The sequence below is a fragment of the Agromyces hippuratus genome (genome assembly GCF_013410355.1).
Taxonomy (GTDB): domain Bacteria; phylum Actinomycetota; class Actinomycetes; order Actinomycetales; family Microbacteriaceae; genus Agromyces; species Agromyces hippuratus.
This window is the reverse complement of sequence record NZ_JACCFI010000001.1, coordinates 2120808-2145174: the sequence shown is the minus strand read 5'-3', so window position 1 is coordinate 2145174 and position 24367 is coordinate 2120808. Positions and strand designations below refer to the sequence as shown.

Sequence of the window (24367 nt, the reverse complement as noted above, 5' to 3'; positions counted from 1 at the left end):
GTGCAGGCTCAGGTTTCGACATGCTCAACCCGCAGGACGCCCGGTCGCAGCCCCAGCAGGCCCTCGACGCTCCGGGTCGTCAGCGCATCCCGCTCGCCGGCCCCGTCCCAGCGCACGAGCGCCTGGGCGTTGAGTCCGTCGATCATGCCGAGCAGTTGCCAGGCGGCCGCCGCGGCATCGACGGGCCCGAAGTCGCCCGACGCGACGCCGTCGTCGATGACGCCCACGATGACCGACTGCCAGGCGTCCATGCGGTGCCGCACGCTCGCCGCGAGCGACTCGTTGCGCCGGCCGAGCGCCCAGGCCTCGACCCAGACGATGGTGACGTCTTCGCGCGAGCCGTCGAGCAGCGTGCCGATGAGGGCGGCGAGGCGCTCCGGCGGGGTCCGCCGCGCGGCGAGGAGCGCGCCGACCTCCTCGATCTCGACGGCGACGATCGCGTCGAACGTCTCGGCGATGAGGGCGTCCATGCTCGGCTGGTAGTGCGCCACGAGGGCAGGCGTCACGCCCGCACGGGCGGCGACGGCGCGCAGCGTCACGGCCGCGAGGCCCTCGCCGAGGGCGAGCGTGCGTGCCGCCGCTGCGATCTCGGCTCGGCGCTCGGCGGGGGGCTTGCGCTCGGCGCGCTTGCGTGGCGTGCTTGACATGGTGCGCTCAGTCTATGTACCGTCGGGTCAGTTGTTGATCATTTGATCAATATAAATCGACGGATGCCGCTCGGCACGGCCGACGCACCGACGCGACGCACGGAGGAACCGATGAGCTGGCGCATGCCGTCCGAGACCGCACCCCACGAGCGCACCTGGATGGCGTTCCCGGTCGCCGACAACGTCGCCGACGAGACGCCCGGCGGCGTCGAGCGCACCTTCGCCGCCTGGGCCGCGGTCGCGAACACGATCGCCGAGTTCGAACCCGTCTCGATCCTCGTCGACCCGAGTGAGCTCGAGAACGCCCGGCGCCTGCTCGACCCAGCGGTCGAGATCGTGGAATGCCCCGTCGACGAGTTCTGGATGCGCGACCACGGCCCCACCTTCGTCGTCGACGACGAGCGCCCGGGCGTGCTCGGCGCCGTCGACTGGACCTTCAACGGCTGGGGCGCGCCGGAATGGGCACGATGGGAGAAGTCGGCCGAGCACGCCCGCTTCGTCGCCGATCGCGTCGGAGCGGAGCTCGTCTCGAGCGCGCTCGTGAACGAGGGCGGCGGCATCCACGTCGACGGCGAGGGCACGGTGCTGCTCACCGAGACCGTGCAGCTCGACCCCCGCCGCAACCCCTATGCCGACAAGCGCCGCGTCGAGGCCGAGATGGCCCGCACGATCGGGGCGACGAAGGCCATCTGGCTGCCGCGCGGCCTCACCCGCGACTACGACGAGCTCGGCACGAACGGGCACGTCGACATCGTCGCGACGCTCACCTCGCCCGGCCAGGTGCTCGTGCACTCGCAGCGCAACCCCGAGCACCCCGACTTCGAGGTCAGCCGCGAGATCGTCGCGCTGCTCGCCGGGTCGACGGATGCCGCGGGGCGCACGCTCGAGGTCACCGAGCTGCCCGCGCCGTCGGTCATCCGCGACGACGAGGGCTTCGTCGACTACAGCTACGTCAACCACCTGGTCGTCAACGGCGGCGTCATCGCGTGCGGCTTCGGCGACGACGAGGCGGATGCCGCGGCGCGCGAGATCCTCGAGGCGGCCTACCCCGGTCGGCGCGCCGTGACCGTCGACGCGCGGCAGATCTTCGCCGGCGGCGGCGGCATCCACTGCATCACGCAGCAGCAGCCGGTGGTCGGCTGATGAGCAGGTTCGACGTCGTCGAGGCCTCGATCGCCGAGCTCCGTGCCGCGCTCGATTCGGGTCGCGTCACGGCGGTCGAGCTGCTCGACGCCTACCTCGCGCGCATCGCCGCGTTCGATCGCCCTTCGACAAGCTCAGGGAACAGTTCGACGGGCTCAGGGGGCGGGGGAACCGCGCTCAACGCCCTCGTCGTGATGAACCCCGGCGCCCGCGCCGACGCCGAGGCATCCGATGCCCGCCGGGCACGCGGTGAGACCCTCGGCCCGCTCGACGGCATCCCGTACACCGCGAAGGACAGCTACCTCGCGAAGGGCCTCACCGCAGCCGCGGGCTCGCCCGCGTTCGAGCACCTCGTCGCGCAGCGCGACGCGTTCACGATCGAACGCCTGCGTGGCGCGGGCGCCGTGCTCATCGGCCTGACGAACATGCCGCCCATGGCCAACGGCGGCATGCAGCGCGGCGTCTACGGCCGTGCCGAGAGCCCGTACAACGCCGAGTACCTCACCGCCGCCTTCGGCTCAGGGTCGTCGAACGGCTCGGGCACCGCGACGGCGGCGTCGTACGCGGCGTTCGGTCTCGGCGAGGAGACCTGGTCGTCGGGCCGGGCGCCGGCGTCGAACAACGGCCTCTGCGCATACACGCCCTCGCGCGGCGTCATCTCGGTGCGCGGCAACTGGCCGCTCGTGCCCACGATGGACGTCGTCGTGCCGCACACCCGCACCATGGCCGACCTCCTCGAGGTGCTCGACGTGATCGTCGCCGACGACGCCGAGACGCGCGGCGACTTCTGGCGGGTGCAGCCGTGGATCGAGATCCCCGCGGCGTCCGCGGTTCGCCCCGACTCGTATGCGGCCCTCGCGGGGCCCGCAACCGGCGCAGCGACGGATGCCGCGACCGACGCCCGCCCGCTCGCCGGCACCCGCATCGGCGTGCCGCGCATGTACGTGAACGCCGATCCCGATGCCGGCACCGCCGAGCCCGGCAGCACTCCCGGCATCGGCGGCGCGACCGGGCAGCGCATCGAGACCCGCGCCTCGGTGATCGAGCTCTGGGAGGCGGCGCGCCGCGACCTCGAGGCCGCCGGCGCCGAGGTCGTGCTCGTCGACTTCCCGGTCGTGTCGAACTATGAGGGCGACCGCCCGGGCGCCCCCATGATCGCCACTCGCGGACTCGTCAGCCCCGAGTACCTGCGCCGCGAGATCGTCGACCTCTCGGCCTGGGCGTGGAACGACTTCCTCGACGACAACGGCGACCCCGCGCTGCACGCGCTCGCCGACGTCGACGGCGAGCGCATCTTCCCGCCGCCCGTGGGCGCGCTGCCCGACCGCTATACGGGCTTCGACGACGACATCGCCGAGTATCCCGAGTGGGCGCGGGCGCACCCCGGAGCGACCCTCGCCGACATACCCGAACTTGAGGAGGGGCTCCGCGGCCTCGAGGAGACCCGCCGCATCGACCTCGAGCAGTGGATGGACGACCTCGGCCTCGACGCCGTCGCCTTCCCCGCCGTCGCCGACGTCGGCCCCGCCGACATGGACGTGAACGAGGCATCCGCCGATCTCGGCTGGCGCAACGGCGTCTGGGTCGCGAACGGCAACCTCGTGCCGCGCCACCTCGGCATCCCGACCGTCACGGTGCCGATGGGCGTCATGCGCGACATCCGGATGCCGGTGGGCCTCACCTTCGCCGGGCGCGCCTACGACGACTCGGCGCTGCTCGCGCTCGCCGCGGCGTTCGAGGCACTGCCGACCGCGACGCCGCGCCGCGTGGCGCCGCCGCGCACGCCCTCGCTCTGAACCGGGCGCGGCGGGCCGAGGCTCGCCGCAGCCCGGGCTAGTCTGACGCCATGGCGGTCAGTCGGAGCCGTACGGCGGTCTACGCACGTCGGCGCAAGCGGCGCATGGCGCAGCACACGCACGACCTCAGCGACGAGCAGTGGGCCGCGCTCACGGCGGAGTGGCAGGGATGCGCGTACTGCGGCGCGAGCGACCGGCCGCTCCAGCGCGACTGCGTGCAGCCCATCTCGCGCGGTGGCCGCTACACGCTCGGCAACGTCGTGCCGGCGTGCGGGTCGTGCAATGCGAGCAAGTCCAACGACGAGGTGACGTCGTGGATGCGGCGGAAGAAGCTCGACGAGCGCGCCTTCCTGCTGCGGCACTACGAGGTCGGCTCGGCACTGGCGGTGCAATTCCCTGCCACGGATGCTGCGCCCGACTGACGGTTGGTGGGCGTCAGCGCACCTCGACCGTGACCTCGTCGAGGCCCGTGGCGCCGTCGGGCACGACGCCCTGCCGGCTGGCGGTCTGCACTTCTCCATCGGCGCCGAGGGCGCGCACGCGAACGGTGTGCGAGCCCGCCGCGGCATCCGGCCATTCGTACCTCCACTGCACCCACGTGTCGTCGTTGATCGCCGTCGCGAGCTCGGCCGCCCGCCAGTCGCCGTCGTCGATCTGCACCTCGACGCCCGCGATGCCGACGTGCTGGTGCCAGGCGACGCCGGCGAGCACCGCCGAGCCGGGGGAGACCGACTGCCCCTGGCGGGGCACGTCGATGCGCGACGAGATCTTGATCGGCCCGCGCTCGCTCCAGCCGCGATCGGTCCAGTACGCGGATGCCGCGTCGAACCGGGTCACCTCGAGGTCGACGACCCACTTCGTGGCCGAGACGTAGCCGTAGAGGCCGGGCACGACCATCCGCACCGGGAACCCGTGCTCGGTGGGCAGCGGCTCGCCGTTCATGCCGACGGCGAGGATCGCGTTGCGGTCGTCCTGCAGCACCTCGAGCGGCGTCGACGCCGTGAACCCGTCGATGCTCCGCGAGAGCACCATGTCGGCGTCGGCCGACGCGCCCGCGCGGGCGAGCAGCTCGCGGATCGGATAGCCGAGCCACACGGCGTTGCCGATGAGTCCACCGCCGACCTCGTTCGACACGCACGCGAGGGTCGTGATGCTCTCTTCGAGGGGGAGGGCGAGCAGCTCGTCCCAGGTCAGCGTGACCTCGCGATCGACGAGGCCGTGGATGCGCAGGCTCCAGGCGGCCGGATCGATCGCCGGCACGGCGAGGGCGGTGTCGATGCGGTAGAACTCCGCGTTCGGCGTGACGACGGGAGCGAGGCCGTCGATGCCGAGTTCGGCACCGGCCGGCACGCTCGCGGTCGAGACCGCCTTCGGCAGGGTGATCGCATCGCGCACGGCCGTGACCGCGCGGGCACCCGCCTGCAGTGCGTAGCCCCCGAGCGCGGCGAGCGCCCCGAGCGCGACCGCGCCGCCCGCCCAGCCGAGGAAGCGGCGCCGGTCGACCGAGGACGCGATCGGCGATGCGTCGGATTCGGGTTCCGGTACGGGCTCGAGTGTGGGTGTGGGTGTGTGGGCGAGTCTCTTGAGCAGGAACGTCAGCGCGAGCATCGCCGCGATCGCGGCCACCGCCGAGGGCACGATCGCGAGCATCGAGGCGTTCGCCCGACTCGCCGCGGCGACCGCGCCGACGACGCCCACGGCGCCGATCACGACCATGCCCCACGGCGGTCGCCGAGCCTCGAGCACCCCGGCCGCGCCGGCGACGGCGAGCAGCACGAGCCCGATGCCCACGAGCAGCGCCGCCTTGTCGCCCGTGCCGAAGAGCGCGATCGCGGCATCCTTCGCCCAGGCCGGCGCGAGATCGATGAGCAGTGACCCGACCACCACGAAGGGACTCGACGCGGGCGCCACGACGGCCGCGACCAGTTGGCCGACGCCGAGCCCGAGGGCGACGGATGCCACGCCCGCCACGGCGGGCAGCACCCATCTCTGGGCGGGGCCGCGCGTCTCGGGCATGCGCACAGCGTACGCTCGTCGGGCCGCGGCGAGCTGCGAGACATCCGCCCTGCCGGATGTCGCCGCCTCATGTCAGAATCGTGAGTCGCGGGCGGGCGCCCGCGACGAGGGGAGCAGCCGAATGACCGCGACCGACCAGACCGTCACCGAACGCAGCACCGACGAGCGCAGCGGCTCCCGGCACATCGCCGACGCGCACGACGTCATCGAGGTGCGCGGGGCGCACGAGAACAACCTGCAGGGCATCTCGCTCGACATCCCGAAGCGACGCCTCAGCGTCTTCACCGGGGTCTCGGGCTCCGGCAAGTCGAGCCTCGTGTTCGGCACGATCGCGGCCGAGTCGCAGCGCCTCATCAATGAGACGTACTCCACGTTCATCCAGTCGTTCATGACGACGCAGCCCCGGCCCGAGGTCGACAGCCTGCGTAACGTCTCGGCCGCGATCATCGTCGATCAGGAGCGCATGGGTGCGAACTCCAGGTCCACCGTCGGAACCGCGACCGACGTGTACGCGCTGCTGCGCATCCTGTTCTCCCGCCTCGGGCAACCGTACGCGGGCCCGAGCTTCCACTTCAGCTTCAACGTGCCGGCCGGCATGTGCCCGAGGTGCGAGGGCACGGGTCAGGTCAACGACGTCGACCTCGACGAGCTCTTCGATCGCGACAAGTCGCTCGCCGAGGGTGCCATCACCATCCCCGGCTACACCGCCGACGGCTGGATGGTGCGCATCTACTCCGAGTCGGGCTTCGTCGACCCCGACAAGAAGATCCGCGACTACACCGAGGCCGAGCGCCAGGACTTCCTCTACAAGGAGGCCACGAAGGTCAAGGTGCAGGGCATCAACATGACTTACGAGGGTCTCGTGGTGAAGCTGCAGAAGAGCCTCCTCTCCAAGGACCGCGACGCCATGCAGCCGCACATCCGCGCCTTCGTCGACCGGGCCGTCACGTTCACCCCCTGTCCCGAGTGCGGCGGTGCCCGCCTCAACCAGGAGGCGCTCTCCTCGAAGATCAACGGACTGAACATCGCCGAGGTCGCGGCGATGCAGATCTCCGACCTCGCCGCGTGGGTGGCCGACATCGACGATCCGGGCGTGGCGCCCCTCATCGCGAACCTGCGGCAGAACGTCGACTCGTTCGTCGAGATCGGGCTCGGCTACCTGAGTCTCGACCGGCCCGCCGGCACGCTCTCCGGCGGCGAGGCGCAGCGCGTGAAGATGATCCGCCACATCGGGTCCTCGCTCACCGACGTCACCTACGTGTTCGACGAGCCGACGGTCGGCCTGCACCCCCACGACATCCAGCGCATGAATCGGCTGCTGCTGCAGCTCCGCGACAAGGGCAACACGGTGCTCGTCGTCGAGCACAAGCCCGAGGTCATCGAGATCGCGGACCACATCGTCGACCTCGGCCCGGGCGCGGGCTCCCGCGGCGGGCAGATCTGCTTCGAGGGCGACCTCGCGGGGCTGCGCGCCTCCGACACGCTCACCGGGCGTCACCTCGACCACCGGGCGAAGCTCCGGGGCGACGTGCGCACGGCATCGAGCGCCCTCGAGATCCGCGGCGCCACACAGCACAACCTCACCGGGGTCGACGTCGACGTCCCCCTCGGAGTCCTCACCGTCGTCACGGGCGTCGCCGGTTCGGGCAAGTCCTCGCTGATCCACGGCAACGTGCCGAAGCACGACCACGTCGTGGTCGTCGACCAGGCGCCGATTCGCGGCTCGATCCGCTCGAACCCGGCCACCTACACGGGCCTCCTCGACACGATCCGCAAGGCGTTCGCCAAGGAGAACGGCGTGAAGCCGGCGCTGTTCAGCGCGAACTCGGCCGGCGCCTGCCCCAACTGCAAGGGCATCGGGCTCGTCTTCGTCGAGCTGGGGCCGATGTCGACGGTCTCGAGCGTGTGCGAGGAGTGCGGCGGCAAGCGGTTCACAGCTGAAGTGCTCGAATACCGCCTCAACGGCCTGAACATCGCCGAGGTGCTCGCCCTCTCGGTCGATGGCGCCCTCGAGTACCTCACCGACAAGACGGCTCGAGTCATCCTGCAGCGCCTCGCCGACGTCGGCCTCGGCTACCTCGTGCTCGGGCAGGCGCTCAACACGCTGTCGGGCGGTGAGCGCCAGCGCCTGAAGCTCGCCATCAGCATGGCCAAGAAGGGCACGGTCTACGTGCTCGACGAGCCGACCACCGGCCTGCACCTCGCCGACGTCGACCGCCTGCTCGCCCTCCTCGACCGGCTCGTCGACGACGGCAACTCGGTCATCGTCATCGAGCACCACCAGGCCGTCATGGCGCATGCCGACTGGATCATCGACCTCGGGCCCGGTGCCGGTCGCGACGGCGGACGCGTCGTCTTCGAGGGCACCCCGCGCGCACTCGTCGAGGCCGCCGCCACCGACGAGGCGACGCTGACGGGCACGCACCTCAGGGCGTACGTCGGCGCCTGAACCCGGTCACTTCCGCGGGTTGAGCCTGTCGACACCCCCGCGCTCACGATTCACAGCCGGGAATCAGGTCGATCTGCTCTTCGAGCGGGAACGTCGTCGACCGGCGTAGCGTCGATGACATGAGCAGAACGTATGTCATCACCGGAGCAGGATCAGGCATCGGAGCGGCCGCCGCGGCGCTCCTCGCGGAGCGCGGCAACCGCGTCATCGGGGTCGACCTGAAGGGCGCCGACATCACAGCCGACCTCTCGAAGCCCGAGGGCCGCACGGATGCCGCGGCGGCCGTCGTCGATGCATCGGGCGGGCAGGTCGACGCCGTCATCGCGGCGGCCGGCATCTCGGCGCCGATCCCGCTGACCGTGGCCGTCAACTTCTTCGGCGTCACCGAGTTCCTCGACGCCCTCGCGCCGACCCTCGCGAAGGCCGATGCCCCGCGCATCGCCGTCGTGAGCTCGATGGCGAGCCTGCAGCCGAACTCGCCCGAGCTGGTCGAGGCGCTGCTCGCCGGCGACGAGGCGAAGGCGCTCGAGATCGGCGGAGCGCTCGCCGATCAGGGGCCCGAGGCCGGCTATCTCAACTACCCGTCGTCGAAGCGCGCGCTCAGCCGCTGGGTGCGCCGCGAGTCGATCGCACCGCGCTACGCCGGTGCCGGCATCCCCGTGAACGCGGTCGCCCCGGGCACCGTCGTCACCCCGATGACGGCGCCGCTCCTCGCGACGGAAGAGGGGCGTGCGATGGTCGACGCGGCCGTGCCGATGCCGCTCAACGGCCACTCCGACGCGGTCGTGATCGCGAGGCTGCTCGCCTGGCTCACGAGCGAGGAGAACACGCACGTGACGGGGCAGACGATCTACATCGACGGCGGCGCCGACGCGTCGCTCCGCGGCGACGACATCTGGAGCTGGGCCGACCCGAGCTGAGTGCCTTCGCCCATCTGATCGGGCGTTCGAGTCAGCAGCACGATGCGGGCTGACCTGCCGGGCTCGGGCCCGACGACCCGCGAGCCTCGCATCGCTCGTGCAGCGAGTGAGCGAGGGTCGGGGTCGTCGGGCCGTCCGACGGGATCACGGACTGGCGTACGTCTGCCGTTGGATCGTCGGCTGCGGCGGCACCGCCGGGATCCAATCCGGTTCCTCGTCGGGGAACTCGTCGTCGGGCAGCGCATGCACCGCCGACTCGGCCGACTCGGCCGCGTCGGGCAGGGGCAGCGGCAGCGTGCCGAGACGATCGACCTGTTCGGTGAGGGCGTCGAGCACCGAGCGCAACTGGATCTGGGCGACCTGCGCGTAGGTGCGCACGTACTCGATCTCGGGCATCGACGGCAGCGGGATGCTCGCCGTCGTCGTCGCCGGCTCGGTCGGCGCGGCAGCCGCGGTCGCGGCGGTGCGCTCCTGTGCCTCGCGATACTGCGTGCGGGCGGTGAGCACGAGATCGCGGGCGTACTCCTCGGCGTCGGCGACCGCCTTGTCGGCGATCACCTGGGCCTGCGAGAGCAGACCGACGGCACCCAGCGTGACCTCGCGCTCGAGCTCGGCGGAGTCGGTGCTGCGGAGCTTCGTGTTCTCGGCGCGGAGTCCGGCGAGTTCGCGGTGGTGCGCGGCGAGTTCGCGGCGGTCCTCGGCGAGTGCCGCCCGGACCTCGTCGATCGTGCGTGCGAGGTCTGCCACGTACGCGTCCACTTCGGAGCGGTCGTACCCGCCGAGCGGGCGTGAGGCGAATTTCACGGTGCCCGACTCGGGCAGACGCGAGACAGCGGCGACGAGTCCGCCTTCGGGTACCGGCGGTTGCGGGATCTGGGGTTGGTCTTCGTCGTCCCAAGTGGTCATCGGGCACTTCCCATCGGTTCTTCCACGAGCGGCGACGGCTGCGGGTCACGCAGTGCGTCCTCATCGAGCGTGGCGAACAGTTCGAAACGGATGTCGGGTGACGGCACACCGAGCTCTCGCAGCCGGGAGGCGGTGTGGCGCACCATGGACGGCGACCCGCAGATCATCGCGAGGGCGCCGGGGGAGACGCCGGCCTCGGCGACCGCGTCGCTCACGAGACCCTTGCGACCGGGGTAGCTCGGGTCGTCGGACACGACGGGCGAGTAGCTGAACCATGGCCGACCGGTCAGGCTCTGCATCAGGCGGCTCTCGTACAGGTTCCACGGAACTCGAGCGCCGTGGAACAGGTGCACGCGCGGGGCGTCTCCGGTCGCCTGCCACTGCAGGTCGATGCGTTCCAGATGCGCACGGAGCGGGGCCAGGCCGGTTCCACCTGCGACCATGACGAGGTCTCGACCGCGGTCGGCGTCGTCGAGCGTCAGCTCCTGCCCGACCGCTGAGCCCAGCCGCAGCACGTCACCGGCCTTCAGTCGCCGCACCACGGCGCCCGAGACCTGCCCGCCCGGCACCAGTTGCACGTGGAACTCGATCGTGCCGTCCTGCCGCGGCGCGTTGGCGGCGCTGAAGTAGCGCCACAGGCGCGGGGCGTACGGCGTCTCGACGGCGAATGACTGCCCGGGCTCGAACGGGAGGTCGGGCTCGGGTCGCACCTGCACGATCGCGACGTCCATGCTGCGGCGCTCGACCGCGGTGACGTGACCCGCCCAGGAGGCCGGGCTGCTGAGTTCCGACTCCTCGGCGGCCTGCACCATCGCGGTCGCGATGACGCCGTACGCACCGGCCCAGTCCTCGGCGAGCTCTGCGGTCCAGAGCTCGCCGAGGAAGTGCTGCAGCGTGGTGAGCAGGGAGAGGCCGACCGCGTCGTAGTGCTCGGCGATGACCTCGAACCTGCGGTGGTCACGGCCGAGCTGCCCGATGAACGCCGTCACCTCGTCGAGTTGATCGACGTTGGACACGATGCGCCCGAGCGCGCCGACGAGCCGGTCGCGCTGGGTGGCCATCGCGACCGGGAACATCGCCCGGAGCTCGGGGTGCGTGTAGAAGAGATGCGAGTAGAAGAAGAGCGGCACCTCGTCGCCGAGCGACTCGGCCAGCGACCAGGTGTGCTTCAGCGCAGCGGTGTCCACGCTGTCACTCTTGCGTCGCGCTGACCTCGACGATGTCGGGTTGGGTCGCGGCGACGGCGGTCACGGTGCGGTCGACGATCTCGGACGGAACACCGGCCTCGGTCAGCGCAGCGATCAGGTGCTCGGCGACGGCGCCGAACTCCTCCGCCGTGATGCCCATGTTCGCGTGGGCCGCACGAAGGTCGCGTCCCTCGTAGGCGACCGGCCCGCCCATGACCTGGGAGACGAGCGCGACCTGGTGCCGCTTGAGTCGGACCATCTCGATGCCCTCGAAGTGCTTCACCAGTCGGTCGTCGCCGAGCACCAGCTCGTAGAACCGGTTGACGACGGCGGTGACCGCGGGTGCACCTCCGACGGCTGCGTAGTCGCTCTGGGCTTCGGGTTGCGTCTGCAGATCGAGGGAGTTCATTCGGGTGTCCGTTCGGTAGGGGGGTATGAGGACTTCCCTTTCCTAGCAGAACGCAGACCCTCAGATCAAAGCTTTTCTGCATGTCGCGTCGGTTCGGAGCGGGCGTTCAGTCCCGTCTGGCACACTCCGTTCGCCCTCCGTTCCTCGGCTTCGGCCGCCGCGGATAGGCTGGCAGGGTGGAACCCGGTCTGGCCTTCGCCCTCGCATGGGCCGTGCTCGCGCTCGTCGCGGGCGCCGTGCTCATCGTCAAGCGCCGCTGGCTCTCCGAGACGATCACGGCGGAGCGTCAGTCGACCGTGGCGCGCGCGGGAGCCCGTGGGCCGAGCTCCAGCGTCTTCCTGATCGTGGGCCTGGCCTTCGTCGCGATGGGCCTGTTCATCATCGTCTGGTGGGCCTCGGCCGCCTTCTGATCCGCGCCGACCACGACGACTGATCCAGACCTCGGCGGGGCTACCCGACCACCGGTGCGGAACCGCGCACGAACGCCGCGACGGGCGCGGCGAGCCCCGCCCCGATCTCGGCGGCCGGGCGCTTGGCGCCCTTCACCTCGAAGGTGTGGTTCGCCTCGTCGACCCACTCGATCACGGCGTTGGAGCCGACCCGGGAGACGACCTCGTCGAGCTGCTCGTTGGGCTTCGCGAACGGGTCGTTGCGGCCCTGCAGGAAGAGCATCGGCACGGTGATGCCCGGCAGGTGCTCGTCTCGCGGCTTCTCGGGCTTGCCCGGGGCGTGCAGCGGATAGCCGAGGAAGACGAGGCCCGCGGCGGGCATGCCCTCGGCGACGGCCATCGACGCCATGCGCCCGCCGAACGACTTGCCCGATGCCCAGATCGGCTCGTCGGGGCGCCCGGCGACGGCGGCGCGTGCGGCCGCGGCATCCATCACCGCTCGCCAGGTCGCGATCGCGACCGGCGGCCGATCGGGGAACTTCCGCCCGGCCTCGCGGTAGGGGAAGTTGAAGCGCAGGGTCGCGAAGCCGTCGGCGTTCAGCGCGCGGGTGAAGCCCGTCATGAACGGATGCTCCATGCCGGCACCCGCACCATGGGCGACGACGATCGTGGTCGTCGCGGCCGGCGGGCGGGCGTACACGGCCGAGACGGGCACATCGTCGACGTCGACGGTGATGGACTGCTCGTCGATGGTCATGGCGGCTACAGGTTGAACAGTTCGAAGACGCCGCCGATGGCGGTGCCCGTGCCGTCGGCGAGGTCGCCGACGGCCGAGGTCAGTTCGACGACGCTGCCGGCCGCGTGGATCGCTGCGGCGATCTCGGCGGTGACGTCGACGAGGTCGCCGAGGGTGTCGAGGTTCGTCTGGTCGAGCTCGGCGTGCTCGAGCTTCAGCTTCGCGATCCAGTCGCGTTCGAGCCCGAAGATCACCGCGTGGGGCAGCAGCCGTTCGTGCAGGTGGAAGCGCGTGACCGGGTCGGACTGCTCGGGCGCCGCGGCATCCGTCGTGCGCAGGTCTGCGCCGCTCGGCGACTGCAGCACGCGCAGCCGGTCGGCCTCGGCGAGTTCGATGTACTGCCGGAGTCCGGCGAGGTGCTCGCGCCGGGCGTCGGCCGCCGGCAGGAACCTGCGCCACGACGACGGGGTCACGAAGATCGTCGCGATCGTCGCGGCGATCGCGACGAGCGTCGCGATGAGCGAGCCCCACTCGCCGCTCACGATCGTGAAGACGAGGAACAGCGCCTCGACGAGCATGCCGAGGTAGGCGAAGACGGTCAGGGTGACGCCGGGCCACGTGACGCGGCGTTCGGCGACCAGGCCGTCGCGCGCGAGGGCGTGCTCGGTGTTCAGCAGCAGGCTCTTCAGCCGCCCGGCGAGGGCACGGCGGTCGGCGGAGAAGCGCCGCACGCGCGTGCTCGTGTGCTCGGGGCCGAAGAGCGCCTCGAGCAGGGCCGTCTCCTCGGCGGTGAGCACGGCGCCCTGCACGAGCTCGACGCCGATGGGCTCGCGCTTGCCCTCGCCGGCGAGCAGGCGCACCTTGCGCTTCACGGCGAGGTCGATGAGGGCGGCGGATGCCGCGCGCCGATCGGCATCGACGAGCAACGCGTCGCGCAGCACCGTCGAATCGCGCTCGGGGGTGTACTGCACCACGCGCGGCTTCAGGCGCTGGGCGGCGACCGTGCGCGCGACCAGCCCGAGTCCCAGGATGAGGAACGCGGGAAGGATCGCGAGGATGAGCACGGCGGTCAGCACGCGCCCAGTCTAGGGATTCGGGCGCCCGGCCCGGGCGAAGGGCACGGATGCGCGGTCGTCGAGCGACGCGCGCGGGCGCTGCGACGGATGTCGGAGGGCGGGCGTACCGTGACAGCCATGACGAAGCAGATGCAGCACTCAGCACCCCACCTGGTGATCGATGAGCCGTGTCCGCGCTGCGACTCCCTCGCGGTGCGCGCGATCGTCTACGGACCGCTCGACTTCGAGGTCGAGGCCGGCGACGCCGTCGGTGCGCTCGCGCACGATGAAGCACCCATCTTCGACTGCCGCGAGTGCGGATTCCAGTGGGGCGCGGCCGTTCGCGACCGTCTGAGCTGAGTCGCTCGGTCGTCGATCACGCTCGACTCGTGGCGGAGGCTCGACCGTGGTCTGCTGTTCGAGCCCAGACCGTCGCGATCGTGAGCGCGACCACGGCGATGATCGCCGCGATCCCCGTCGCCATCGACTCCGGGGCGTCGCTCAGTCGGGCGACGGCGACCCAGGCGAGACCCCAGCCGAGCGAGAGGGTCGGTGCGATCCGTCCGTGATCCCAGATCGCGAGGGCGATACCGACGATTCCGGCGAGCGAGACCACCGCGACCGACCAGGCTTCCGGAGGGATGCCCCAGCCGTCGAACCCCGCGGCGACGAGAGCGGCGGTGATGTTGGCGACGGTGGCGACGCAGACCCACCCGAGGTAGAGGCCGACCGTGCCGTCGGTGACGACGGCGTCGAGGTTCGAGGTCGGCGGCGAGGTGCGGCAGACGCGGAAGGCGACGATCAGCACGATCAGCAGCAGCACGATCACGGGAACGCTCAACCACAGCAGGTCGAACTGGATGCTCAGGATCCATGCGGCGTTGAGCAGCAGCGAGGCGGCGATCGGGTAGCCGAGGCGGCGGTGGCGCGACGCCGTTCGCTGGGCCGGGAGGAACTGCCAGACCGCGTATGCGACGAGTCCGAGGTAGATCAACGTCCAGATCGCGAACGCCCCGCCGCCGGGCGCGACGAGCGTGGCATCGGCCGCGAGCGCTCCGCCCGCGGCATCCTGTATCGGGGTGCCGCCGGCTGCGCCCGAGCCGACGAACGAGCCGACCACCGCCGCCAGCGCGCTCGCGGCCACCGTCAGCTGTCTCGTCAGGTCGGCGCCGGTGGAGGTCGTCGTGGAAGCCGGGGTCGTCATCGTCTGCCCTTCCCGTCGCCTGGTGCATGTCGGTCGAGTCGAGTCAAGCGTAGGTCGACACAGGCGCCGTCGCCCCGAACATCCGGTCGACACCGCCAGGGTTGACACCGGCCGCGCCACCGCGCTACGCGTGGCAGTCGAGCCGGCTACTCCTCGACGAGCTCGTCGCGGATGCGGCGCAGGTCCTCCATGAGCGATCCGATCAGGATCCAGTGGCCGGACTTCGGCGGGGTGATCACGAGCGGTGACGTCAGCGCCGGGATCGCCGAGGTGAGCGGCTCGGGGTCGACGTCGGCGAGGTGCACGGCGAGCCGCACGTCGTGCGCTGCCCGGCGCAGCTGTTCGGCGATCGCCTGCACGGTGGGTTCGTCGGCGAGCGCCGTGTCGTAGTGGTCGAAGAAGGCCCGGGTCATGCCGATCACCTGGGTGACGATCGGGCTCAGGCGCTCGAGCAGCGCGCGCATCTCACCGAGCTCGGTGCGATGCGCGGAGCGACGGGGGTTCAGCGTCAGCGACTCCTCGCCCGTGGCGATCGAGGCATCCGCCGCGTCGCGCATCGGTCGCATGAGTCGCGCCTCGACCATGAGGCGCTGCAGGTCTGCGGGCGTCTGCGGGCTCTCGAGGGCGCTCGCGAGCCGGTCGAGGGATGCCGCGAGCTCGCCGCCGAGGAGCGACAGGTCGCGTCGGGCGGGGGCGACCGCCACCGGCGGCACGATGAGCGCATTGACGACGATGCCGATCGCCGCGCCGATCAGTGTCTCGATGATGCGGTCGACGGCGTACTCGGGCGATGACGACCCGAGCGCGAGCACGAGCATCGCGCTGATCGCGACCTGGTTCGAGGTGCCCGGCGTCATCTTCAGCGCCCAGGCGACGAGCATGGCGATGACGATCGTGACGAGGATGATCCAGCTGTTCGACCCGAAGGCGAGCGACGCCGCGGTGGCGACGAGCACGCCGAGGATCACGCCGATCGACCGCTCGATCGCCTTGCCGAACGATTGGTTCACGCTCGGCTGCACGACGAGCAGCGCCGCGATCGCGGCGAACACGGGCAGCTGCCCCGGGATCAGCCAGCCGGCGATGAGCCAGGCCGCGATCGTCGCGGCCGAGGCCTTCGCGACCTGCAGGATCGGCATGCGCCTGGACGCGCGGAACGTGCCGGTGATGCCCATGCGATCCACGCTACTGCCGGCCCTCCCGCGGCGCGCCACCTACTGCGGGATGCCGCGGGGCTCGTCCTCGCCGTGCTCCGGGATATCGGGGTCGTCGGTGTCGGCCAGCGGGTCGTGGTCGACGATCGCGTCGACATCGGCGGTCGGCACCGAGTCGGGCAGGGCGTTCTCCTCCGCGAGGGTCGCCGGCGAGGCGCGGCGGGGCGCCGCGGCATCCGTGCCCAGACGCAGTCGTCTGCGCAGCCGCGCACCCACTTCGGCTGCCCCGCGACGAGGCCGCGCTCCAGCGGCTCCTCGACCTCGAGGCCGTAGTGCTCGCCGATGTGGTCGATGAACTGCGCGCGCTCCGCCTTCGCGTACGCGCGTCGCTCACGTGTGAAGGCGATGATCGTCGACCAGCAGATCAGCAGCATCACGATGCTGAACGGCAGGGCGATGATGATCGCCGCGGTCTGCAGGGCCTTCAGCCCGCCGCTGAGCAGCAGTGCGATCGCGAGCAGCGCCGTGATCACGGTGAAGATGGTGCGCACCCAACGCTTCGGGTTCAGTTGCCCGCCCGTGGCGATCATGCCCATCACGAGCGCGCCGGAGTCGGCCGAGGTGATGAAGAAGATCGTGATCAGCAGGATCACGCCGATCGTCAGCACCGGGGTGCCGGGGAGGTAGGTGAGCAGCTCGAAGAGCGCGGCCTCGACGTTCACGCTGCCGTCGGGCTGGGTGAGCGCGCCGGGATCGGCGAGCTCGATCGCGAGCGCCGAACCGCCGAGCACGGCGAACCAGAGGATGCCGATGAGCGTCGGCACGAGGATGACGCCCGTGACGAACTGGCGCACGGTGCGCCCCTTCGACACCCGCGCGATGAAGATGCCGACGAACGGCGCCCACGAGATCCACCAGCCCCAGTAGAACGACGTCCACGCGGCCTGCCACTCCTCGCCCTCGGTGCCCTGGAAGGCGCTCACGTTGAAGGAGAGGCCGATGAAGTTCTGGATGTAGTTGCCGATCGACTGCACGAACTCGCGCAGCAGGAACTCGGTCGGGCCCACTGCCAGCACGTAGACGACGAGGATGCCGGCGAGCACGAGGTTCGCGGTCGAGAGCCACTTCATGCCCTTCGTGACCCCCGAGAGCACCGACCACAGCACGAAGACCGAGATGATCAGGATGATGATCACCTCGCTGAGCGCGCTCGGCTCGAGGATGCCCGCGTAGTCGAGGCCTGCGCTGATCTGCAGCACGCCGAGGCCGAGCGAGGTGGCGACGCCGAAGAGGGTGCCGACGAGGGCGATGACGTCGATCGTGTGGCCCCAGCCGCCCTCGACGCGCTTGCCGAGCAGCGGCTCGAGCGTCCACCTGATCGAGATCGGCCGCCGCCGGCGGTGGATCGCGTAGGCGAGCCCGAGCCCCACGACGACGTAGATCGACCAGGCCTGCACGCCCCAGTGCAGGTAGGTCTGGCTGAGGGCCTGCTGCGCGAGCGCCTCGGGGGTGCCGACGACGCCGGGGCGCGGAGCGACGAAATGGCTGAGCGGCTCGCTCACCCCGTAGAACACGAGTCCGATGCCCATGCCCGCGGCGAAGAGCAGCGAGAACCACGAGAGCAGCGAGAACTCGGGCTCGTCGTCGTCGCGGCCGAGCTTGATGTCGCCGAACCGGCTGAACCCCACGAACAGGCAGAACGCCACGAAGAACGCGGCGATGAGCACGTAGTACCAGTTGAAGGTGTTGACGATGCCCGCCTGGATCGCGCCGAACATCGCCTCGGCCGCCTTCGGCGCGATGAGCGCGAACGCGACGAACAGGGCGACGACGCCCGCGGCCGGCCAGAAGACCCAGCGCTGCACGGGCGGGAGCGACCGGTGCGCCGTCCTGCCCGCGGCATCCGCTGCCGGTGCCGGGTGCCCGCCCGGGTCGGAGTGCTCGGTCGGCTCGTTCGGCGTACCGCTCATGCCTCCACGGTATCGAGGCGTGCGCGCCGCCGCACCGATCCCGCGCCGGGCCCCGCCGTCTCGGGAACGCGACGAGGTGTCGGCGGACGGGACTAACGTGGCGCGCATGGCTGACAACGACGCGGACCTCGCCCGGCTCGGTACCGAGTTCTGGGAGTGGCGCGCCGCCAACTCGTTCCGCACCTCCGACGACATCCCGCGCATCGAGCGCCCCGCCGGCTGGGTGCCGCGGTTCGCCCCCGAGGCCGTCGACGCGCAGCGGCGCGAGCTCGCCGGCTTCGTCGAGCAGTGGCGGGCGACGGATGTCTCGCGGCTGCCGGTCCCCGATCAGGTCGACCACCGACTGCTGGGGTCGGCACTCGCTCGGGTGCGTTGGGAGCTCGACGTGCTCCGCAACTGGGAGCGCGACGCCGTCTTCCTCACGAGCCAGATCCTCGGACCGTGGTTCGACCTGCTGCTCGAACCATCGCCCTTCGGTGCGGCACGGCAGGCCGACCTCGTCGCCGTGCTCGATGCCGTGCCGCGCGCGGTCGAGCAGGCGATCGCGAACCTCGAGCGCGCCGGCGTCGCCGCACTCGCCCGGGTGGCCGCGGCCGAACTCGACGGCATCGGGTCGCGGCTGGCCGATTCGGTCTCGGCGCTCGCCGCCGAGGTCGACGCCGAGACCGCCGCCGCGCTCGCCGAGGCGCAGCCCGCCGCGAGCGCGGCGCTCACCCGGTACGCGCAGTGGCTCGAGGCATCCGTCGGTCGTCTCGGCCCCGAGGTCATCGTGGGCCGCGACGCATTCGTCTGGTACCTGCGGCACGTCGCGCTCGTCGCGACGGAGCCCGACGAGCTCGTGCGCGGCGCCCTGCAGGAGTACCGGCGTGCGGTCGCGGCCGAGACGATCTCGCGCAACCGGCACCGCGACGTGCCCGAAGCACCGCTCGCGCACGACGTGACCGCAGAGATCGCCGCCGAGGCCACCGCCGAGGCCGACGTGCGGGGGCTGTACGAGCGCGAGGGGCTGTTGAGCCAGCCCGAGTCGCTGCGCCGCTACCGCTTCGCGGAATACCCGGCGTATCTCGAGCCCGTCGCCTTCCTCGGCGTGACCGACGACCTCGCGAACGAGCGGTCGCGCGAGCGCGATGCGGTCTCCTACGTGCCGGCGCCGGCGGCCGAGCTCCCGTACTTCGACGCCGCGAACGCCCGCGACCCGCGACTCGGCATCATCCACGAGGGCGCGCACAGCCAGCAGCTCGCACTCTCGTGGGGGCACCCGCGCGCCATGCGCCGGCACTACGTCGACTCGGTCGCCAACGAGGGCATCGCCCATTACAACGAAGAGCTCATGCTCGACGTCGGGCTCTTCGACGATGCGCCGCACTCGCAGACGACGGTGCACAACTTCATGCGGCTGCGCGCGCTGCGGGTGGTCGTCGACGTGAACCTCGCGACCGGCGTCTTCGGCCTCGACGAGGCGATCGACTTCTTCGTCCGGCTCGTGCCGATGGATGCGCTCACGGCCACCGAGGAGACCTCGTACTACGTGGCGACACCGGGCCTCGCGATGGCGTACCTCGTCGGCAAGCTCGAGGTGAAGCGATTGCTCGCCGACGCCGTCGTCGCACGAGGCGACGACTTCTCGCTCCGCGAGTTCCACGACTCGCTGTGGCTGAACGGCAACGTGCCGGTCTCGTTGCAGCGCTGGGAGCTGCTCGGCGACCGCGGCGACGTCGACGTGCTCGATGCCGCCGGCGACTGGGTCGAGACCTTCCCGGGGTAGGAACGCAGCCGGTGCCGTGCCATGATCGGCCTGTGGCCGACCGACTGATGCTCCTCGACACCGCCTCCCTCTACTTCCGTGCGTTCTACGGCGTGCCCGACTCGATCACGGCGCCCGACGGCACCCCCGTGAACGCCGTGCGCGGGCTGCTCGACATGATCGCGCGTCTCGCCGCCGACTTCGAGGCGACGAACCTCGTCGCCTGCTGGGATGACGACTGGCGCCCGGCCTGGCGGGTCGAGCTCATCCCGAGCTACAAGGCGCACCGCGTCGAGCGGGCCGTGCCCGACGGTGTCGACGTCGAGGAGACGCCGCCCGGACTCGTCGTGCAGATCCCGCGCATCCGCGAGGTGCTGGGCCTGCTCGACATCGCCATCGTCGGCGCCCCCGAGCACGAGGCCGACGACGTCATCGGCACCCTCGCGACCGGTGCCGCCATGCCCGTCGACGTCGTCACGGGCGACCGCGACCTGTTCCAGCTCATCGACGACGAGGCATCCGTTCGGGTCGTCTACACGGCGCGCGGCATGAGCAAGCTGGAGGTGCTGACCGACGCCTCGATCGTCGGCAAGTACGGGGTGCTGCCGCAGCAGTACGTCGACTTCTCGGTGATGCGCGGCGACTCGTCCGACGGGCTGCCGGGCGTCGCCGGCGTCGGCGAGAAGACCGCCGCGTCGCTGTTGCAGCAGTTCGTCGACCTCGACGGCATCCGAACGGCGGCAGCGGATGCCTCGGTGCCGATGTCGGCGAGCGTGCGCGCGAAGTTCGCGGCCGCCGCCGACTACCTCGATGTCGCCCCGACCGTCGTCGGGGTCGTGCGCGACCTCGACCTCGGCGAGTTCGACTCGCGACTGCGGCCCGTCACCGGTGCCCGCCGTGAGGCATTCGAGGCGCTCGCGACGGACTGGAACCTCGGCGGATCGGTGGCTCGGGTGCTCGCAGCGCTCGATGCGCACGGCTGAGGATCAGTCGGCGGATGCCGCGCGGCGGGCCGTCGCCGATCGGGTGACCACGGCGCGCGCGATGAGCCCGATCGCGGCCACGACGATCGCGGTGGCGATCGGCGGGACGACGAGGCCGGGGTCGGTGAGCGCCATGCGGAACACGCCGATTCCGTAGTCGACCATCTCGCCGGGGTACTTGGCGAGCACCCGGGTGCCCGCCGCGGCCGAGACAGCGGTGATCAGCGTGGGGCCCACCCAGAGCATCACGAGGCTCGCGATCGCCGCGACGACACGGCCGACGGTCTCGATGCCGCCCCAGGCGATCGCCGCGCCGACGAGCACGGCCGGCACCCAGCGCACGGCGTCCCACAGCCAGGCCGGATCTCCTGCGAACGCAGGCCCGCGCGGGGCCATGAGCGCGTGCAGCCAGCCGGCGGAGAGGATCGCCGCGATCGTGAAGCCGATGACCGCACCCGCACGTGGTGCCCGGGCGATGAGCCAGAGCACGCCGACCCCGACGACGACGGCCATGACGGCGACCGCGACGAGCGCGCCGAGGTAGATCACCGACCAGTCGTCGTCGCGGAGACCTCCGCCGACGGTCGTGGCGGTCTGGCCGATGGCGACGATGTCGACGAGGAGCACTCCCATGAGCAGCATCGCGAATCCGCCGCGCGGCGCGCGGGAGCGGGTCGATCGCGCCACGAGGCCCGCGATCGCAGCGCCGATGACGATGAGCGAGGCGATGAGCGACAGGAAGTACTGGCTGAACGGCAGCAGCACGAGCGGCATGTCGTCGGGCAGCGTCTCGCTCGCCCAGAGGTTCTGCAGGGGCAGGCGCATTCCGGTGATCAGCCAGGGCAGCAGGCCGAGGGCGGCGGACGCGACGCCGATCAGGAAGAGCTGCCAGGTGCGCAGGGCGCGTGCCGGGCTCGCCCCTGGCGTCGTGTCCTCGGAGGAGTGTTCCACGTCTGGAGTCGCCTGACTCATCGCCACCTCGTCGTTCGATCGGGCCGCCCGGGCAGGGAGGGTTCGACCACACTACTGCCGACCACGGCGAGGCATCCGTCTGCAGATCGCCGGCACCGAAGTGCCGGAGTGCCGGAGTGCCGGAGCCGCGCACGAGAATGGGCCCGCCTCCGAGGAGACGGGCCCAGACCTCTGCTTCGGTGCCGCGGACTACTCGGCCGGGTTCGTCACCACGACCGACATGGTGCCGCCCGTGTTCTGGTCGGTGACGGTCACGGTCACGCCGTGGCCCGCCACGTAGACGCCGGCGAGCGGGTTCAGCGGGCTGAAGAACGCCTCGACGTCGGCGTCGCTGAACGTCGCCGTCTGCTGCCGCGTGCCGTCGGACCCGACCGCCGCGACCGACTGCACGGTCTTGCTCTTGCCCTTGCCGACGACGATCTCCTTGTGCAGCGCGGTCGCATCGATCGCCTGCAGGCCGAAGGTCGCATCGAACGGCTGGCGCCGGTTGCTCGGCATCGTGCCGTCGGGGTACGTCATCGGTGCGACGCCCGCGTCCACCGGGAGCGCGAGGCCGTGGCCCTCGTGCTCGATGGTGTTGTTGTCGGAGTACGTCTCATCGATCGCCCACACGAGCAGGCCGTCCTGGAATGCGAAGTGCTCCACGTGGTCGGGCTGCGTGAGGCCGCGGTCGAACTGGTAGGGACCGACCTCGAGCGTGGCGTCGTAGCCGACGTAGGTGCGGTTCTCGGCGAGGTAGTACCGGTCGCCCGAGGAGACCTCGGTGCCGGTGCTCTGCTTGAACCCGCCCGCGGCGGTCCATCCGCTGCCGTCGTTCTCGACGTCGTCGGTGAGCAGCGTCGTGCCGCCGCTCTTGACGACGATGTCGTCGATGAAGGCGCCGGCGAGGTGCACGCCGCCGTCGCTCTGGTAGCGGAACCGGAACCTGGTGTCGGCGTTGCCGCCGGGCACGGTGTAGCGCAGCGTCGTCCACTTGCCGTTCGACGTGTCGGAGAGGGTGCCGACCGTCGTCCAGTTCGTGCCGCCGTCGGTCGAGTACTCGGCGTACAGGTAGTCGTAGCCCGCCTCGATGTCGTACCAGGCCTTCGCCGTGACCGTCGCCTTGCTGATGCCCGACAGGTCGAGCGTGCGGGTCAGCGTCGTGTTCAGGTCGTCGGCGCTGGTGGTCCACCAGGCCTTCGAACCCGAGTACGGCGTCGTGTAGGTGGTCTCCACCGGCTGGTCTGGCACGTCGATGACGAGCGCCTGGTCCTGGCCGTCGGCCTGCAGCGCGGCAGGACTCAGGGTGTACGCGGCATCCGTCGTGTCGGGGCTCACGATGGAGTAGTCGAGCCAGCCGAGCTGGAGCTTCTCCCACGGTCCCATGTAGTTCGGGGTCGTGCCGATGTCGTCGGCCCCCTTGTTCAGCCACGAGCCGCTCGACATGAGGGTCCAGAACGCGGTCGAGTTCTCACCGCCGGCCGTGTCGTAGAAGTCGGGCAGGCCGAGGTCGTGCGCGTACTCGTGCGCGAACACGCCGAGGCCGCCGTTCTCCGCCTCGACGGTGTAGTCGCCGATCCAGAAGCCGGTGTCGCCGATCTGCGCGCCGCCGAACTTGGCGTTCGCCGGTCCGGTCACGCCGTAGTCGGTCGAGTTGACGTACCAGCGGTGCGACCAGATGGCGTCTTCGCCCTGGGCGCCGCCGCCGGCGTCTTCGCCTTCGCCCGCGTGCACGGCCTGGAAGTGGTCGAGGTAGCCGTCGGGCTCGTCGAACTCGCCGTCGCCGTCGGCGTCGTAGCGGTCCCACATGTCGAACGTGGCGAGCTCGGCCTTGATCTCGGCATCGGTCTTGCCGGCCGCGACCTGTGCCTCGTACCAGGCGTTGCCGGTGTCCTCGATGAACTGCCAGGCGCCGCCGAAGTCCTCGACGGCGTTGTCGCCGTAGGTGGAGGCGTTGCCGGGCACCTGCACCCAGTCGCTGACCTCGCCGTCGACCGTGTAGGCGCCGTTCGACTGCTTCGTGTAGAAGTCGGCGAACGAGTCGCCGCCGTCACCGGCGCCGTCGAAGAACAGGTCGTCGTAGTAGGCGCTGTTGAAGTCGGAGGCCCAGTGCGTGCTGTTGTTCACGGCGCGGTCGGGCTCGGGGATCTCGTTGTGCAACGGGCCGGGCGTGGTGCCGAGCTTGCCGCTGCCGCCGTCGCCGAACTCCGACAGGATCGTGAACAGCCGGCCGGTGCCGGTGACGGATGCCTCGTAGTACTTGTCGTCGCCGAGCTGCACGACACCGTCGTCGCCGGGAGCCGCCTGCCCGGAGAGGATGAGCTTCTGCGCGGCCTTGCGCCGCTCGTTCTGCCGTTCGGTGAGCGGGCCGGGGCGGTTGTCGAGGCGTTGTGCTGCCGAAGGCGAATCGGGTGCGTCGCCGGCAGGGGCGGCGAACGCGGCGGGCACCATTGCCGCACCGGCCGCCATCGTCGCGCTCGCCGCCACAAGGGCGAGCACTCCGAGATTGCGTCGTTTCACGTTGACTCCTAACACAGTCGGCTCGGGATCGCCGAGCACAGGTGCGGCCAAAAGTAACACCGGCATTGCCGGAGGGGAATGGGGTGGACGGACACGTTTCGATCACGAGGAACTCGAGCCCGTGGCGGGATGTCGTGGTGATTCGGCAGCGGATCCGTCGCGGCTCGACGGATGGCGCATCAGAATGA

General features: G+C 71.0%; 21 protein-coding genes. 9 read left to right on the top strand and 12 right to left on the bottom strand.

What is annotated here, in order from left to right; all coding sequences use genetic code 11:
• Positions 1-8: 8 nt before the first annotated feature.
• Entirely contained in the window at positions 9-647 is a 639-nt protein-coding gene (locus tag BJY17_RS09995; RefSeq protein WP_179551214.1) for a TetR/AcrR family transcriptional regulator, read from the bottom strand.
• A gap of 111 nt (positions 648-758) precedes the next feature.
• Here BJY17_RS09995 and BJY17_RS09990 point away from each other — a divergent pair, with 111 nt between their 5' ends.
• The 3 genes from BJY17_RS09990 to BJY17_RS09980 are packed head-to-tail and all read left to right on the top strand — an operon-like array spanning position 759 to position 4008.
• On the top strand, positions 759-1790 hold the full coding sequence (locus BJY17_RS09990) for an agmatine deiminase family protein (protein WP_179552813.1): 1032 nt from the start codon (positions 759-761) through the stop codon (positions 1788-1790).
• Positions 1790-3586: an amidase gene (locus BJY17_RS09985; RefSeq protein ID WP_179551213.1), complete on the top strand. Its 1797-nt coding sequence runs from the start codon at positions 1790-1792 to the stop codon at positions 3584-3586. The genes BJY17_RS09990 and BJY17_RS09985 overlap by 1 nt, the downstream gene beginning before the upstream one ends.
• Positions 3587-3636: 50 nt before the next feature.
• On the top strand, positions 3637-4008 hold the full coding sequence (locus BJY17_RS09980; protein WP_179551212.1) for an HNH endonuclease: 372 nt from the start codon (positions 3637-3639) through the stop codon (positions 4006-4008).
• A gap of 13 nt (positions 4009-4021) precedes the next feature.
• Here the strand turns inward: BJY17_RS09980 and BJY17_RS09975 are convergent, their stop codons facing one another.
• Entirely contained in the window at positions 4022-5602 is a 1581-nt protein-coding gene (locus BJY17_RS09975; protein WP_179551211.1) for a molybdopterin-dependent oxidoreductase, read from the bottom strand.
• Between the two features lie 121 nt (positions 5603-5723).
• Here BJY17_RS09975 and BJY17_RS09970 point away from each other — a divergent pair, with 121 nt between their 5' ends.
• Together BJY17_RS09970 and BJY17_RS09965 are read left to right on the top strand one after the other, a co-directional pair.
• The gene (locus tag BJY17_RS09970) at positions 5724-8051 is read left to right on the top strand and encodes an ATP-binding cassette domain-containing protein (RefSeq protein ID WP_179551210.1); all 2328 of its coding nucleotides are present in this window, start codon (positions 5724-5726) and stop codon (positions 8049-8051) included.
• A 119-nt stretch (positions 8052-8170) separates the two neighbouring features.
• The gene (locus BJY17_RS09965; RefSeq protein WP_179551209.1) at positions 8171-8971 is read left to right on the top strand and encodes an SDR family oxidoreductase; all 801 of its coding nucleotides are present in this window, start codon (positions 8171-8173) and stop codon (positions 8969-8971) included.
• A gap of 144 nt (positions 8972-9115) precedes the next feature.
• Here BJY17_RS09965 and BJY17_RS09960 read toward each other — a convergent pair whose 3' ends face one another.
• From BJY17_RS09960 to BJY17_RS09950, 3 genes are read right to left on the bottom strand one after another with little or no spacing between them, the layout of a single operon-like run.
• Entirely contained in the window at positions 9116-9877 is a 762-nt protein-coding gene (locus tag BJY17_RS09960) for a DivIVA domain-containing protein (RefSeq protein WP_179551208.1), read from the bottom strand.
• Positions 9874-11064: a globin domain-containing protein gene (locus tag BJY17_RS09955; RefSeq protein WP_179551207.1), complete on the bottom strand. Its 1191-nt coding sequence runs from the start codon at positions 11062-11064 to the stop codon at positions 9874-9876. Before BJY17_RS09955 ends, BJY17_RS09960 begins: the two co-directional genes overlap by 4 nt.
• A gap of 4 nt (positions 11065-11068) precedes the next feature.
• On the bottom strand, positions 11069-11473 hold the full coding sequence (locus tag BJY17_RS09950; protein ID WP_179551206.1) for a group I truncated hemoglobin: 405 nt from the start codon (positions 11471-11473) through the stop codon (positions 11069-11071).
• A 176-nt stretch (positions 11474-11649) separates the two neighbouring features.
• On the opposite strand from BJY17_RS09950, the gene BJY17_RS09945 reads away from it, so the two are divergent.
• The gene (locus BJY17_RS09945; RefSeq protein WP_179551205.1) at positions 11650-11883 is read left to right on the top strand and encodes a hypothetical protein; all 234 of its coding nucleotides are present in this window, start codon (positions 11650-11652) and stop codon (positions 11881-11883) included.
• A gap of 40 nt (positions 11884-11923) precedes the next feature.
• On the opposite strand, the gene BJY17_RS09940 is transcribed toward BJY17_RS09945, so the two are convergent.
• Together BJY17_RS09940 and BJY17_RS09935 are read right to left on the bottom strand one after the other, a co-directional pair.
• Positions 11924-12619: an alpha/beta hydrolase family protein gene (locus BJY17_RS09940; RefSeq protein ID WP_179551204.1), complete on the bottom strand. Its 696-nt coding sequence runs from the start codon at positions 12617-12619 to the stop codon at positions 11924-11926.
• Positions 12620-12624: 5 nt separating this feature from the next.
• A complete protein-coding gene (locus BJY17_RS09935) occupies positions 12625-13674 on the bottom strand; it encodes a DUF2207 family protein (protein WP_179551203.1) in 1050 nt (349 codons plus the stop codon).
• Between the two features lie 117 nt (positions 13675-13791).
• On the opposite strand from BJY17_RS09935, the gene BJY17_RS09930 reads away from it, so the two are divergent.
• Positions 13792-14013 carry a hypothetical protein gene (locus BJY17_RS09930; protein WP_179551202.1) on the top strand — a complete coding sequence of 74 codons (222 nt, stop codon included), beginning with the start codon at positions 13792-13794 and terminating at the stop codon, positions 14011-14013.
• A gap of 16 nt (positions 14014-14029) precedes the next feature.
• Here BJY17_RS09930 and BJY17_RS09925 read toward each other — a convergent pair whose 3' ends face one another.
• From BJY17_RS09925 to BJY17_RS09915, 3 genes are all read right to left on the bottom strand, one after another.
• Positions 14030-14857 carry a tryptophan-rich sensory protein gene (locus tag BJY17_RS09925; RefSeq protein WP_179551201.1) on the bottom strand — a complete coding sequence of 276 codons (828 nt, stop codon included), beginning with the start codon at positions 14855-14857 and terminating at the stop codon, positions 14030-14032.
• A 146-nt stretch (positions 14858-15003) separates the two neighbouring features.
• On the bottom strand, positions 15004-16032 hold the full coding sequence (locus BJY17_RS09920) for an FUSC family protein (protein WP_179551200.1): 1029 nt from the start codon (positions 16030-16032) through the stop codon (positions 15004-15006).
• Entirely contained in the window at positions 15927-17981 is a 2055-nt protein-coding gene (locus BJY17_RS09915; protein WP_218889882.1) for a BCCT family transporter, read from the bottom strand. Before BJY17_RS09915 ends, BJY17_RS09920 begins: the two co-directional genes overlap by 106 nt.
• A gap of 106 nt (positions 17982-18087) precedes the next feature.
• Here BJY17_RS09915 and BJY17_RS09910 point away from each other — a divergent pair, with 106 nt between their 5' ends.
• Together BJY17_RS09910 and BJY17_RS09905 are read left to right on the top strand one after the other, a co-directional pair.
• Positions 18088-19746 carry a DUF885 family protein gene (locus BJY17_RS09910; protein WP_179551199.1) on the top strand — a complete coding sequence of 553 codons (1659 nt, stop codon included), beginning with the start codon at positions 18088-18090 and terminating at the stop codon, positions 19744-19746.
• A gap of 32 nt (positions 19747-19778) precedes the next feature.
• A complete protein-coding gene (locus tag BJY17_RS09905; protein WP_322789802.1) occupies positions 19779-20708 on the top strand; it encodes a 5'-3' exonuclease in 930 nt (309 codons plus the stop codon).
• Between the two features lie 3 nt (positions 20709-20711).
• Here BJY17_RS09905 and BJY17_RS09900 read toward each other — a convergent pair whose 3' ends face one another.
• On the bottom strand, positions 20712-21659 hold the full coding sequence (locus BJY17_RS09900; protein ID WP_179551198.1) for a hypothetical protein: 948 nt from the start codon (positions 21657-21659) through the stop codon (positions 20712-20714).
• Positions 21660-21869: 210 nt separating this feature from the next.
• Entirely contained in the window at positions 21870-24179 is a 2310-nt protein-coding gene (locus tag BJY17_RS09895) for an immune inhibitor A domain-containing protein (RefSeq protein WP_179551197.1), read from the bottom strand.
• Positions 24180-24367: the final 188 nt, after the last annotated feature.